The 13,290-nt window shown below is 68.3% G+C and carries 8 protein-coding genes; 4 read left to right on the forward strand and 4 right to left on the reverse strand.

Translation table 11 applies throughout. The features are described from left to right. Positions 1–90: 90 nt before the first annotated feature. From FHR66_RS12205 to FHR66_RS12215, 3 genes are all read left to right on the forward strand, one after another. A complete protein-coding gene (locus tag FHR66_RS12205; protein WP_160970896.1) occupies positions 91–909 on the forward strand; it encodes a carboxylesterase family protein in 819 nt (272 codons plus the stop codon). Positions 910–1,125: 216 nt separating this feature from the next. Then, on the forward strand, positions 1,126–1,575 hold the full coding sequence (locus FHR66_RS12210; protein WP_160970898.1) for a hypothetical protein: 450 nt from the start codon (positions 1,126–1,128) through the stop codon (positions 1,573–1,575). Between the two features lie 439 nt (positions 1,576–2,014). After that, positions 2,015–3,283, forward strand: a complete 1,269-nt coding sequence (locus FHR66_RS12215; protein WP_160970774.1) for an arsenic transporter — start codon at positions 2,015–2,017, stop codon at positions 3,281–3,283. 370 nt (positions 3,284–3,653) lie between these two features. On the opposite strand, the gene FHR66_RS12220 is transcribed toward FHR66_RS12215, so the two are convergent. After that, entirely contained in the window at positions 3,654–5,030 is a 1,377-nt protein-coding gene (locus tag FHR66_RS12220; protein WP_160970776.1) for an amino acid permease, read from the reverse strand. Between the two features lie 519 nt (positions 5,031–5,549). Here FHR66_RS12220 and FHR66_RS12225 point away from each other — a divergent pair. Then, positions 5,550–6,032 (forward strand): hypothetical protein, encoded by a 483-nt coding sequence (locus tag FHR66_RS12225; RefSeq protein WP_160970778.1) that lies wholly within the window; start codon positions 5,550–5,552, stop codon positions 6,030–6,032. 192 nt (positions 6,033–6,224) lie between these two features. On the opposite strand, the gene FHR66_RS12230 is transcribed toward FHR66_RS12225, so the two are convergent. The 3 genes from FHR66_RS12230 to FHR66_RS12240 all read right to left on the reverse strand — a co-directional run bounded on the left by FHR66_RS12230 (position 6,225) and on the right by FHR66_RS12240 (position 13,069). Continuing rightward, positions 6,225–8,483 carry a methyl-accepting chemotaxis protein gene (locus FHR66_RS12230; RefSeq protein ID WP_160970780.1) on the reverse strand — a complete coding sequence of 753 codons (2,259 nt, stop codon included), beginning with the start codon at positions 8,481–8,483 and terminating at the stop codon, positions 6,225–6,227. An 801-nt stretch (positions 8,484–9,284) separates the two neighbouring features. Further along, positions 9,285–11,549: a methyl-accepting chemotaxis protein gene (locus FHR66_RS12235; protein ID WP_160970782.1), complete on the reverse strand. Its 2,265-nt coding sequence runs from the start codon at positions 11,547–11,549 to the stop codon at positions 9,285–9,287. A 455-nt stretch (positions 11,550–12,004) separates the two neighbouring features. Then, positions 12,005–13,069 carry a pectate lyase family protein gene (locus FHR66_RS12240; protein WP_160970784.1) on the reverse strand — a complete coding sequence of 355 codons (1,065 nt, stop codon included), beginning with the start codon at positions 13,067–13,069 and terminating at the stop codon, positions 12,005–12,007. Positions 13,070–13,290 lie beyond the last annotated feature (221 nt).

The raw sequence follows: 13,290 nt of genomic DNA on the forward strand, positions 1-13,290 counted from the left end.
GCTGACTGGCGCATGTCCGCTCCCCCTGCCCGGGTTGTGGTGGAGACGCCCAGCCCACGATACTGCGGCCTTCCCATCCGAGGGCCGGCCATGTCGATGCGTTCGTTGCTGCTTCTGCTGTGCCTGTCGATGGTCGGATGCAGCAGCTTGCCCAGCGACCCGGCCACCGGCCACTTCGTCAGCCGCCAGCTCACCCTCGACGGGCGCGTCTACCGCTACCAGGTGTTCGTGCCGGCGCCGGCGCATCGCCAGGGCCCAGTGCCGGTGGTGCTGTTCCTGCACGGGTCGGGCGAGCGCGGCGACGATGGCCGCGACCAGACCACGGCCGGACTGGGTCCGTACCTGCGCCGCCACCTGGCCGATTTCCCGGCCCTGGTGGTGATGCCGCAGGCGCCCGACGGCGAGGAATGGAACGGCGCCAACGCGACCATGGCACTGCAGGCACTGGACGACAGCAGCGCCGAGTTCAACGGCGACCCGCAGCGCACCTACCTCACCGGCATGTCCATGGGAGGCTACGGCACCTGGGAAATCGCCTTGAAGCAGCCACAACGCTTCGCCGCGCTGGTGCCGATCTGCGGTGCGATCCTGTCCCCGCACGAGGACCGTGAATACCTGGTGGTGACCCCGGTGGCGTATCTGGCCGATCCCTACAGCGCGCTGGCGCAGCGCTTGCGGCACGTGCCGGTCTGGATCTTCCATGGCGCCCAGGACGACGTGGTGCTGCCGCACGACGACCGCAAGATCGTCCGTGCCTTCAAGAACCTCGACGCCGACGTGCGCTACACCGAGTACCCGCAGGGCAACCACAACGCCTGGGACGCCACCTATCGCGATCCGAAGATGTGGCAGTGGCTGTTCGCGCAGAAGCGCAGCGACACCGGCAACGAGACCACCGCCGACAAGTAAGCCGTTTCCAGGAAAGGCTGCGCGATCGGATAGTCAGCGCGCGCTTACGGCGTTCTGCCCTCAGTCCTACGCCGCATCCTTGTGGGAGTCCCTCCCACAAGAAGCCCACCGCGCTCGGCGTGCGACGCGGCGCACGGCCAACGCCAGGCTGTGCAAGCCGGGCCGCAGCACTCCACCAAACCGCGTACAGTCCGCGCTTTCGTGCACAGGTTAGGCATGGCCACCGCCCTTTCCTCATCGCAGTCTGTTTTCCACGCCCGCCTGCGCGGGCTGGACCCGAGCGCCGCGACGATCGCCGCCGCAGCGATTCCACCGCTGCTGGTGCCGGCACGCGACGACCCCGCGGCACTGCAGCTCAGCGACAGCGGACGCTGGCTGTTGCAGGTGCTGGATGCGCTGGATGCCGTGGACCACGCCACCCAGGCCACCGGCCTGTCCGCCGACGCGCTGCGCCGCGACCAGAAGTTCGCGCCGCCCGGGCGGCCCTCGCTGCACCTGGTGCAGTTGCGACAGCAGCAGGCGGCCGCGCAGCAGGCCCTGCGCCGTGCCAATCAGGCGCTGGCCCAAGCCGCCACCGGCTTCGTGCGCAGCGCCGGGCTGACGCCGCCGCCACGGACCGGGCCGGTGGCGTTCGTGCAAGGATGGATTGCGCGCCATCTGGGATAGCCGCACCGCAGTGCGACGCGTGTCGGGCGTTCCTTGGGCGGCGCACCGAGGATGAAGCGGGCGAACGTCAAGGAGATCTTGCATCGCGCCATTCGGAATCAGCCACGATCGCGGCTGGCAAAGGACGATGCCAGCCACTCGCCTACCGGCATGCGCGGCGCGCCGACCGCACTGCGTCGCGTCGCGTCGCGTCGCGTCACATAGCGTCGCGAAGCCGATGTGCAAACACGCCACACCGCGCGTCTACGCAAGCTAAACCGCGAGCGCCAGACCGCTCACACGGGCCAGGGTTGCGCCTGTCCCGCTGCTATCCTGCACGCCCCTCGGACTCCGCTGCCCGACGCCCCATGCCCGCGCCCTCCCTCACTGCCCTCCCCTGCCCCACTCCCGCGGCACCTTCGCGCATGTGCCTTCGCGCCCGCGCCAAGGCAGCGGCGGCATGAGCATGCCCGGCGCGAACACGGCCAATCTCGCCACCTGGGGCATCTGCGCGCTGGCCACCGCCGGGGTGATCACGCGGCCGTTCAAGCTGCCGGAGGCGTGCTGGGCGGTCGGCGGGGCGCTGCTGCTGATGGCGCTGGGGCTGATGCCCGGCGGCGAAGCCTGGCAAGCGGTACTGAAGGGCCTGGACGTCTATCTGTTCCTGATCGGCATGATGCTGCTGTCGGAAACCGCACGCGCCGAAGGCCTGTTCGACTGGGTGGCGATGCATGCGGTGAACCTGGCCAAGGGTTCGACCCAGCGCCTGTTCGCGCTGGTGTTCGGCGTCGGCATCGTGGTCACCGCGTTCCTGTCCAACGACGCCACCGCGGTGGTGCTGACCCCGGCGGTGTACGCGGCCGCACGCAAGGCCGGGGCCAAGCCGCTGCCGCTGCTGTTCGCCTGCGCGCTGATCGCCAACGCCGCCAGCTTCGTGCTGCCGATCTCCAACCCCGCCAACCTGGTGCTGTACGGCGGGAAGATGCCAACGCTCGGCGCGTGGATGGCCGCGTTCGCGCTGCCGTCGCTGCTGGCGATCGGCGTGACCTTCGTGATGCTGCGCTGGGCCGAACGCAAGGACCTGACCGGCCGCTGTGCCGCGCGCGTGGACACGGTGCCGCTGACCCGCGGCGGCACCTTCGCCCTGGTCGGCATCCTCGCCACGGCGGTGCTGCTGGTCGGCGTCTCCGCGCTCGGCCTGGACCTGGGCCTGCCGACCTGCCTGGCCGGCCTGGCCACCCTCGGCGTGGTCTGCCTGGGCGGCCGGCAGTCGCCGCTGCCGATGGCCAAGGCGGTGTCGTGGTCGGTGCTGCCGCTGGTGGCCGGGCTGTTCGTGCTGGTGGAAGCACTGTCGCGCACCGGCGTGATCGGCCTGCTCGCGCGCACCCTGGCCGACGCCGCCGCGCACTCGCCGCAGGCCACCGCCGGCATCGCCGGCACGCTGCTGGCGTTCGGCTCCAACCTGATGAACAACCTGCCGGCCGGCCTGATCGCCAGCACCACCGTCGCCCAGGCGCAGCCGCCGCAGCTGGTGGTGGACGCGCTGCTGATCGGCGTGGACCTGGGCCCGAACCTGTCGATCACCGGCTCGCTGGCGACCATCCTGTGGCTGACCGCGATCCGCCGCGAAGGCGAGGACGTGGGCTTCTGGCGCTTCCTCAAGGTCGGCGCGCTGGTGATGCCGCCGGCGCTGCTGTGCGCGCTGGGCGCGCGGCTGCTGCTGGGCTGAGTGGCGCGCGCCCAGTGCCCCATGGCGGCCAGCCCCCCCGGGACGGGCGCCCAGGCCTGGCCTGCCGCGACCGCGGGTCGGCCGCGGCGACTTCTACCGCAACGCGTCGCGGCTGAAGCCGCTCCTACAAGGGCATGCCTGCGAGCTGTCGGTGCCGTTGTAGGAGCGGCTTCAGCCGCGACAGGCCTTACCGTGGACACCTGCCGCGGTTGATCCATGAAAGGCAACAAGCGCCACTGCTACGGCAGCACACGTGACGCTCGCGAAGCCCCCTCTTGTGGGAGCGACTTCAGTCGCGACGCGCGAGGCCATCGGCCATCGGCATCACGCCGGGACTGAAAGGCACGACGCTCCCGATCGAGCGCGCGCCCTACCCCGCGCGCAACCGCCGCGCCACGCCGCTGACCAGGGCGATGACCGCAGTCAGCGCCGCCATCGACAGGAACTGCGTGCGGGTGTCCGGCGAGGCCACCAGCAGGCCGAAGATCAATGCCAGGATCGCCAGCGCCAGCACGGTGAGCACCGGATAGCCGCGCATGCGGAACGGCAGGCGGGTGCCGGCGCGGTCGGCGCGCGCGCGCAGGATCAACTGCGACAGCAGCGAGATCGTCCACACCAGCAGGCAGGTGGCGCCGACGATGTTCAGCAGCACCGGCAGCACCCGGTTGGGATACAGCAACTCCAGCACCGCGGCGACGAAGCCGAACAGCACGCTGGCCAGCACCGCCAGCCACGGCACCTGTTGGCGACTGGACGCGGCCAGTGCGCGCGGCGCTTCGCCGCGCTGGGCCAGCGAGAAGATCATCCGCGAGGCGCCGTACAGATTGGCGTTGAGCGCCGACAGCAACGCGATCACCGCGATCAGGGTGATGCCGGTGGCGGCGCCGGGGATGTTGGCCACCTGCAGCACCGCGGCGAACGGCGAACTCAGCGCCTTGCTCTGCCATGGCACCACCGCGATGATCACGCTCAGCGAGCCGATGTAGAACACCAGGATGCGCCAGGCGACGGTGCGGATGGCGCGGGCGATGCTGCGCTCCGGGTCGGCGGTCTCGGCCGCGGCCACCGCCACGATCTCGGTGCCGCCGAACGCGAACACCACCACCAGCAGCGCGGCGCCGATGCCGGCCATGCCCTTCGGCGCGAAGCCGCCGTTGCCGGTGACGTTGGACAGGCCCGGCGAGGCCACCCCGGGCAACCAGCCGGCCAGCAAGGCCACGCCGACCAGGATGAAGCCGACGATCGCCGCCACCTTGAGGATGGCGAACCAGAATTCGAACTCGCCGAAGTTGCGCACGCCCAGCAGGTTGATCGCAGTGAACGCGGCCATGAACGCGATCGCGGCCAGCGGCACCGGCAAGCCCGGCCACACCGTCGCCAGCAGGCCGGCGGCACCCACCGCCTCGGCGGCGATCACGATCACCAGCTGCAGCCACCACAGCCAGCCCACGGTGGCGCCGGCGGTCGGCCCCATCGCGTCGGCGGCGTACACCGAGAACGCGCCGCTGGCCGGCTTGGCCGCCGCCATCTCGCCCAGCGCGTTCATCACGATGATCACCAGCGCGCCGGCGACCAGGTAGGAAATCAGCACCGCCGGCCCCGCGGCGTGCACGCCGACGCCGGAACCCAGGAACAGGCCGGCGCCGATCGCGCTGCCCAATCCCATCATGATCAGTTGCCGCGGTTTCAGCGCATGGCGCAAGGCGGGTGCGGCGGCGGGCGGGACAGGCGCGGACGGATGCGGCATCGGCTCGGTCGGGTGCGGAAAACGCGACACGATACAGGCTGACCGGCGGCGGCGTGCGGCTGCGCCCGTGTTTGGCCGCCCGTGGCCGCGGATCGACCCGCCGCCGCGGGATGGCTGCTGCAACGCAGCGCGGATCCGCGCACGCGGCCGCGATGGGAGACCGCCCGCTGCGTGCCAGCGAACACGGTCCCGGCATTACGGCTTGCCCGGCAACACGCCAGCGCCAACCAGGCTGCGGAAAGTATTGAATCCCCTTACATCCGAAGCAACGGCGAATTTCTCGCATCTCTCTGATTTTGCGTATTGACAGCGATACTAACGTCAGAAATACTGAACTAGACGCCAGCAAAGTCTCCTATCTCCGCACCTGCCGATGAGGGCGCACACGCGGAGCCAGGAGGACGGCAGGCGACGACGGACCGGGAGACGGCCCGTTGCGGGCGCTCCGGCCGGAAAGGACCACGGCTGCCGCTCGTCCCATGGCGTACAGGTCCGTACATCCAGACAAGGAGAGACACCATGATCAAACCGCTACTGACGCTGACGATGCTGGCGGCCGCGCTGGCCGTGCCCTGCCTGCAGGCCGCCGAGCGCGCACCGCTGAACGCCGCCGATGCCATCCAGGGCATGGGCGAACGCCTGCCCATCGGCAAGCAGAACGTCAGCCTGTCGCCGCTGTTCAAGGTCTACACGTTCGAGAAGGCCGGCCTGCGTTTCGTGCAGATCAACTCGTTGAAGGACGAGGTCATCACCGTGCTCACCGCCACGCCGGGCACCGAGGCACGGCTGCCGATCGGCACAGCCGCCGAGGAGCAGATGATTGCGGTCAACGATGCGAAGAACCAGCCGCTGGGCATGGTCACCGCCGCGGCGAGCTGCCCGTGCAACGCCACGGTGGTCTACCGCGACGCCAACACCACCATCGTGGTGGTTTACGGCTCCAACGGCGAGTACATCACCTCGTACGTGATCAAGAGCCCGCAGACCAAGCCGCCGCAGTAAGCGCCAGCTGTGCGTCGCGGCCGCAGCCTGCGGCCGCGACGTGGCCAATGGCCGTCGACCGGCGGCCGCTGGCCGCTGGTACCCGAATCGGGCCACGTCGCCGATCGCCCGATCGCCAAACGTAGGCGGCCGCCTTCCAAAGAAGGCGGCCGCGCAAGCGCAACAGCAGTCCGGGTCCCGGACCGTTGCGACTTAGAACTCCTGCCAATCCTTGTCCAGCGCCACCGCCGCCGCGAACGACGGCGCGCGTCGTGCCGGGGCAGCCGCTGCCGCAGCCAGCGGGCGCGGGCTGCGCGTGGCCACAGGCGTCACGCTCCTGCCGCGTGGCGACTGCGCTGGCGACGACGTTGCCACGGGCGCGCCCTCCAGTTTGAACAGCGCCACCGCCTGGGCCAGCTCCACCGATTGCTGCTCCATCGAACGTGCGGCCGCCGTGGCTTCTTCCACCAGCGCCGCGTTCTGCTGCGTGCTCTCGTCCATCTGCGTCACGGTCTGGTTGACCTGTTCGATGCCGGCGGACTGTTCCTGCGACGCGGCCGAGATCTCGCCCATGATGTCGGTGACGCGCTGCACCGATGCGACGATCTCCTGCATGGTGCTGCCGGCCTGGTCGACCAGCGCCGAGCCTTCGGCGACGCGGCTCACCGAGTCGTCGATCAGGCCCTTGATCTCCTTGGCGGCATTGGCCGAGCGCTGCGCAAGGGTGCGCACTTCGCTTGCGACCACGGCAAAGCCGCGGCCCTGCTCGCCCGCACGTGCCGCTTCCACTGCGGCGTTGAGCGCCAGGATGTTCGTCTGGAAGGCGATGCCGTCGATGACCCCGATGATGTCGGCGATCTTCTTCGACGACGCTTCGATGCCGCTCATGGTGGCGACCACCTGACCCACCACCGCCCCGCCCTGCGAGGCGACCGACGCCGCGCCGCTGGCGAGCTGGTTGGCCTGGCGCGCATGCTCGGCGTTCTGCCTGACGGTGGAGGTCAACTCTTCCATCGACGCCGCGGTTTCCTCGAGACTGGCGGCCTGCTGCTCGGTGCGGCGCGACAGGTCGTCGTTGCCGGTGGCGATCTCGCTGGCGGCGGCATTGATGCTGACCGCCGCGCTCTGGATGCGGCCGACGATGCCGGTCAACTGGTCGGCGGTGGCGTTGGCGTCGTCGCGCATGGTCGCAAACACGCCATGGAACTCGCCGTCCATGCGCGCAGTCAGGTCGCCCGCGGCAATGGCCTGCAGCAACGCCGACAGCTTGCCCAGGTTGCGGTCACTGACCTCCATCATCGCGTTGAGGTCCTGCACCATCAGCCGGAAGTCGTACTGGAAGTGGGCGGCATCGCCACGGGCGCTGAAGTCGCCGGCGGCGGCCGCGGCGGCCAGGCGCTTGATCTCGGTGTTGATCGCCAGCAGGCTGGCCTTGGCCGCGTCCATCGATTCGTGCAGCACCGCACGGCTGCCGGGCAGGCGCCGGGCGTCGCGGCGCAGGTCGCCGTTGGCGTATTGGTTGAGGATCTCGACCGCCTCGACGATGGCGTCCAGGTGCTCGAACATCATGGTGTTGATGCCCTTGCTCAGCTCGCCATAGACGCCGGGGAAGTCCTGCGGCATGCGGTGACTGATGTCCTTGTCGGCGTGCAACTCGATCATCAGCGTGGTTTCGCTGGAGAAGCGTTGCAACTGGTGCTGCATGCGTCCCATCGCCAGCAACAGGCGACCGGGCTCGTCGCGTGCCTCGGTGATCACGTCGTTGTCCAGGCGGCCGTCGGCGATGGCTTCGGCGGCGCGGGTGGCGCGGGCCAACGGCAGCGTGAGGCTGCGAGTGATCAGCCACGCCAGCACGCTGCTGACCAGCACCACCGCCAGGCCGCCGGCGATGAGCATGGCGCGCCCACGCGTCATCGCGGCCGTCGCGTCCGCGTAGGCTTCGCTGCTGCGGGTGGCCTGTAGATCGGCATAGCGGGCGATGGCGTCCTGCCATTTCTGCGTCAGCGGCGCGGACTGTTCCATCAGCAGGGCCAGTGCCTCATCCGGCTTGTCGTGCATGCCCAGATCGATGACGCGATTATTGACGTCGACGGTCTTCTCCCGAGTGCGGTCGACCTCCTCCAGCACGGCCTGGCTCTGCGCGCCGCTCGGAATGGCGCCCGCCCGCTTGCGCGCTTCCTGGTAGCGCGCACGCTGCTCGGCGATGACCTTGGCGAAGCGGATGTTGTCTTCCTGCGAGGTCGGCAACACGATGTTGCGGACATTCATGGCCACGACCGAACTGGCGTTGAGCATGTCGCTGGACGCGCGGATGGCGGCGATGTTGCGGTTGACGATGCCGTCCAGCCGTTCGCGTGCCTGGAACAGGGTCAGCAGCCCGGCAACGACCAGGGCCGAGGACAGCAGGATGAGGATGCCGAATGCGGTGGCGAGCCGGGCGCCAACGTTGTAGCGCTGAAGGAATGCAATCATGGAAGAGGCCTATTTGGGGGAATGGCTGGGGCAATGGAGCGGCCGGGACCACGCGCGCCGACCAGCCGCCGGTGCGTGCGTCCGAATGGAACCGGGATGAAGAGAGCGTGAAAAAGCGTTCTGAATCAAACGCTTGATGACGCTTCCCGCTCAATGTGCGGGCGGTGTAACGGCTTCCCGCGGAGAGACTTGAGAGGCGATTGCGGAAAATTTATTGAACAGCCTCAGGCAGATGACGGATGTGTCGAAGGCGCATTCGCGCAGCGGCCGGATCGGCCGTTTTGCGTGAAAGATGCGTGCATGCAGGGTTACAAATGCCGGCATGGCACTTGCTTTCGATGAAAGGGCGCGAGGTGGAAAAATTTTCCGTTGGCCGCGGTGCAGGCATGCCAAACGCGCGCGACGCCGACAAGAAGTGCGATCACAGTCGCGTCGCAGCATCGACAGGAAGAGATGGGGCATGCGATGACGCGCGGATACGGTCGTGCAAGCGGCACATGCCCCTTTGCACGAAAGCGCACGCACGCGGCAGCGGCGAACATGACGCAGGTCAGCAACGCGCTATGCGGCGATACGTCCGCGTGAGCGTGGCGGTGTTGAGGGCGGCACACGGTGCCGCGCGCACGTGGGGTGCGGCTTTGTCAGGAGCGCAGGCGCCGCGCCCCTGCAGGCACGGCATCATCGACTGCAACAGCAAACGCCTGGATCAGCGCGCCGTGGCGCCGGCAGCAGCATGGCTGCCGGCCGTGTGGAGCGGGCGGCGCGTTGCGCCACGCCGCCCGATGCAGCACAACCTCTGGATCAGAACTCCTGCCAATCCTTGTCCGAAGCCAACGCCAGCGCCGCGGCGGGCTGCGCCGCACGCCGCGCCGGTGCGGCATTCGCCACCACCGGACGGACACTGCGCTTGCCTGCGGGTGCCGCGTTGGCGTGATGACGCGGTGCGTGCACCAACGGCGCGGCCGCCGAGGCGTCCAGCTTGAACAGCGCCACCGCCTGGCTCAGTTCCACCGCCTGCTGCTCCATCGAGCGCGCCGCCGCACTGGCCTCTTCCACCAACGCCGCGTTCTGCTGTGTGCTCTCGTCCATCTGCGTCACGGTCTGGTTGACCTGTTCGATGCCGGCCGACTGCTCCTGCGACGCAGCCGAGATCTCGCCCATGATGTCGGTGACGCGCTGCACCGAGGTCACGATCTCGGTCATGGTCTTGCCGGCCTGATCGACCAGGGCCGAGCCTTCGGCCACACGACTCACCGAGTCGTCGATCAGGCTCTTGATCTCCTTGGCGGCGGCAGCAGAGCGCTGCGCCAAGGTGCGCACCTCGCTGGCGACCACGGCGAAACCGCGACCCTGGTCGCCGGCACGCGCCGCTTCCACCGCCGCGTTGAGCGCGAGGATGTTGGTCTGGAAGGCGATGCCGTCGATCACCGAGATGATGTCGCCGATCTTCTTCGAGGAGGCTTCGATGCCGCTCATGGTGGTCACCACCTGGCCGACCACGCTGCCGCCCTGCGCGGCGACCGAGGCCGCGCCGGCCGCCAGCTGATTGGCCTGGCGCGCGTGCTCGGCATTCTGGCGGACGGTGGAGGTCAGCTCCTCCATCGAGGCGGCGGTCTCTTCCAGGCTGGCGGCCTGCTGCTCGGTACGGCGCGACAAGTCGTCGTTGCCGGCGGCGATCTCGGTGGCCGCGGCATTGATCGACACCGCCGAGTGCTTGATGCGGCCGACGATACCGGCCAACTGTTCGGCGGTGGCATTGGCATCGTCGCGCATCTGTGCGAACACGCCACGGAAGTCGCCGTGCATGCGCGCGGTCAGGTCGCCGGCGGCGATCGCCTGCAGCAGCGTCGACAGCGCCTGCAGGTTGCCGTCGGCGGTGGCCATCAGCTGGTTCAGGCTCTCCACCATCACCCGGAAATCATGCTGGAAGCGCTCGGCATCGCCGCGCGCGCTGAAATCGCCGTCGGCGGCGGAGGTCGCCAGGTGCTTGATCTGCCCGTTCATCGCCGACAGGTTGGCCTTGACCTCGTCCATGGTCTGGCTCAGCACCGCTTCCTCGCCGGGCAGGCGGTCCATGTCCTGCGACAGGTCGCCGATCGCGTAGCGGCCCATGATCTGCGCCAGACGCGTCTTCACCGCCAGGTGCGAGGCCACCAGCGCATTGGTCTCGGCGGCCATGCGCCCATAGTCGCCCGGGAAGGCCTGCGCCTCGATGCGGTGGCTGACTTCGCCCGCATCGTGGCGCTGGGCCATCTCCAACTGCGCGTCGATCAGGTTGCGCACCTGCTGCTGCATGCCCTGCATCGCGAGCAGCAGGCGGCCGGTCTCGTCGTGGGCGTCGGTATGCACGTCGTTGTCGAGCTTGCCGCTGGCGATGGCCTCGGCGGCACGGGTGGCGCGGGTCAGCGGCACGGTCAGGCTGCGGGTGATCAGCCAGGCCAGCAGGCCGCTGACCAGCACCACGATGGCGCCACCGGCGAGCAACAGCGCACGGCCGCGATCCATGGCGACCTGGGCGGTCGCATAGGCCTTGGCCCCCTGCTCGCGCTGCCGGTTCGCATAGGTGTTGAGCGCCTCCTGCCACTGCTGGGTAGCTGGCGCGGCCTGGGTCACCAGCACCTTCAGCGCCTCGGCGTCCTTGTCCTGCATGCCCAGATCCAGCACCTCCTGGTTGGCGACACGGGTACGCGCGTAGGCATCGTCGATCGCCTTGCGCATCTGCACGCCGACCGGACTGGTATTGGGAATCGCGTAAAGCTTGTCGTGGATCTCGCCGTAGTAGCGTCGCTGCGCGTCGACGACCTTGGCGAAGCCCTCGTTCTCCTCGCGCGTGGTCGGCAGCACGATGTTGCGCAGGTTGATCGCGATCAGCGAGCTGGCGTAGCGCATTCCGCCGGTGTAATCGAGGATCTGCATGCGCCGGTTGACGATGGTATCCATCATCTCGCGTGACTGTTTCAACGTCAGCAGGCCGGCGCCGACAAGGGCGCAGGACAGCAGGATGAGGACACCGAAGGCGCAGGCAAGCCGCGTCCCGACGTTGTAGCGTTGCAGGAAACCGATCATGGGGGGGTACCAAGTGAGGAAGGGGGAGCCCCGCGCCACGACCTGGGATCGCGCACGACACTGCCAGGCGGAAGGCCTGGACGCGATGCGACGGAGAAGAAGACGAAGACACTTCCAGCACCGACCGCATCGGAGATGTCACGTGCGGGGACTCGCTTTAGGTAGCGGCGGCCGCACGTGATTCTTGATGCGTAAGTGCGCACACTTTTTGAATTTCCTCAGCATCGTGACCACGGCGTGCACGACGCTGCGTTCAAGTCACGAAAACCGCAAAATCGCGTCAAATTCGCGTGAAAAAACAGGCCGTATTGTATTTCCTGGGTGCGAAAACGGCCAAAAACGCACCAATCTGGGGCTTTTGACCCGGGACAAGAAATGCTGCAAACGGCACACTTAACATGTCAGATATATGACAGCGGCGGCCTCCGCGCCGCGAGGCGTGGAGGCCGCACCTGTCACTCGGCCAGGTTGGTGCCGGCGCCGGCGGTGGCGATGACCTTGGCCTTGACCTGCGCGGCGGGGATCGCCGTGTACAGATAGCCCAGCGGCTCCGGATAGGTCTTGGACGAGATCCAGGTGGTGGCGTTGGCGTAGGGCTTGCTGGTGCTCTCCGGTGCGGTCCAGCTGATGCCGCTGCCGACGTAGTTGTTGATCAGGTCCCAGTAGCCGATCTCGCTGCTGTCGCGCGAGGTGACCGGGTTCTTGATGTTCTCGAAGTAGTTGGCTTCGATCAGCGCCACCCCGCCCATGCGCACGTTGATACCGGAGGTGAAGACGTTGTTGAAGTAGTTGTTGTAGATGTGGCTCAGCCCGCGCCGCTGCAGCGGCAGGCGCGATTCCACGTTCTCGAAGCGGTTGTGGTGGTAGGTGGTGCGCGCGGCGGCGTTCTGGGTGTCGCTGTCGCTGTAGCCGTTGAGCGCGACCTTCTGGTAGTCGTGGATGTAGTTGTACGACACGGTGACGTGGTTGACGCCCTTCTTCATGTCGATGCCGCCGTCGAAGGACGCGTCGCCGGCGCCGGGGCACTTGGTCAGCGAAGCGAAGATGGTGTTGTGGTCCACCCAGATGTTGGACGGCTGGCCGCTGGAATTGCCCTCCAGCGAAATCGAATCGGCATCCTCGCCACCCGGCAGCAGGCCGATGGTCATGTTGCGGATGATGACGTTGTGCGCGTTGCCGACCACGCGCACGCCGAAGTTGGCCGAGGAGCCGTTGGCGCCCTTGATGGTGATGTCGCGCTTGTTCTTGATCTGCACGGTCTTGGCCGGCAGCTTCCATTGCGTGCACACGTCGGTGATGCCGGCATAGTTGAAGGTGCCGGTGTAGTTGAGCACCAGGCCGCCGGAACCGGCGTAGTTGTCGATCGCCGCCTGCATCGCCTCCATCGTGGCGACGTTCACCGGAATGGCAGTGCCGCCGCCGGTGGTGTTGGCGCCGTAGCCGACCGGGCCGGCGAAGGCCGGGGTGGCGGCGACGGCCAGCGCGAGCGCCAGTGCGCCCATGCGGAATTGCTGCTGCATGATGTTTCTCCCATCTGTCGCGATGAGTGCAGGACGCATGGCAGTGCGCGCATGCGCCGGCACGGGGCGTGGGGGCCGGCGGCATTCTTGGAATGCGCGCTGTGGCCCACGCAATCGCCGCGATGCCGAACTGGAACCCTCCGCCCCGTTCGCCGCGTGGGACAGGACAAGCGGACACCCACGGTCCGCAGGAGACAGACAGCGACAGCCAGGGACAGGCT

Source organism: Xanthomonas sp. F4 (assembly GCF_011761895.1).

What these genes read in the sequence shown, in the direction of transcription:
- FHR66_RS12205 (WP_160970896.1), top strand. Translation starts at nt 91, where the DNA reads ATGTCGATGCGTTCGTTGCTGCTTCTGCTGTGCCTGTCGATGGTCGGA.
- FHR66_RS12210 (WP_160970898.1), top strand. Translation starts at nt 1,126, where the DNA reads ATGGCCACCGCCCTTTCCTCATCGCAGTCTGTTTTCCACGCCCGCCTG.
- FHR66_RS12215 (WP_160970774.1), top strand. Translation starts at nt 2,015, where the DNA reads ATGAGCATGCCCGGCGCGAACACGGCCAATCTCGCCACCTGGGGCATC.
- FHR66_RS12220 (WP_160970776.1), bottom strand. Translation starts at nt 5,030, where the DNA reads ATGCCGCATCCGTCCGCGCCTGTCCCGCCCGCCGCCGCACCCGCCTTG.
- FHR66_RS12225 (WP_160970778.1), top strand. Translation starts at nt 5,550, where the DNA reads ATGATCAAACCGCTACTGACGCTGACGATGCTGGCGGCCGCGCTGGCC.
- FHR66_RS12230 (WP_160970780.1), bottom strand. Translation starts at nt 8,483, where the DNA reads ATGATTGCATTCCTTCAGCGCTACAACGTTGGCGCCCGGCTCGCCACC.
- FHR66_RS12235 (WP_160970782.1), bottom strand. Translation starts at nt 11,549, where the DNA reads ATGATCGGTTTCCTGCAACGCTACAACGTCGGGACGCGGCTTGCCTGC.
- FHR66_RS12240 (WP_160970784.1), bottom strand. Translation starts at nt 13,069, where the DNA reads ATGCAGCAGCAATTCCGCATGGGCGCACTGGCGCTCGCGCTGGCCGTC.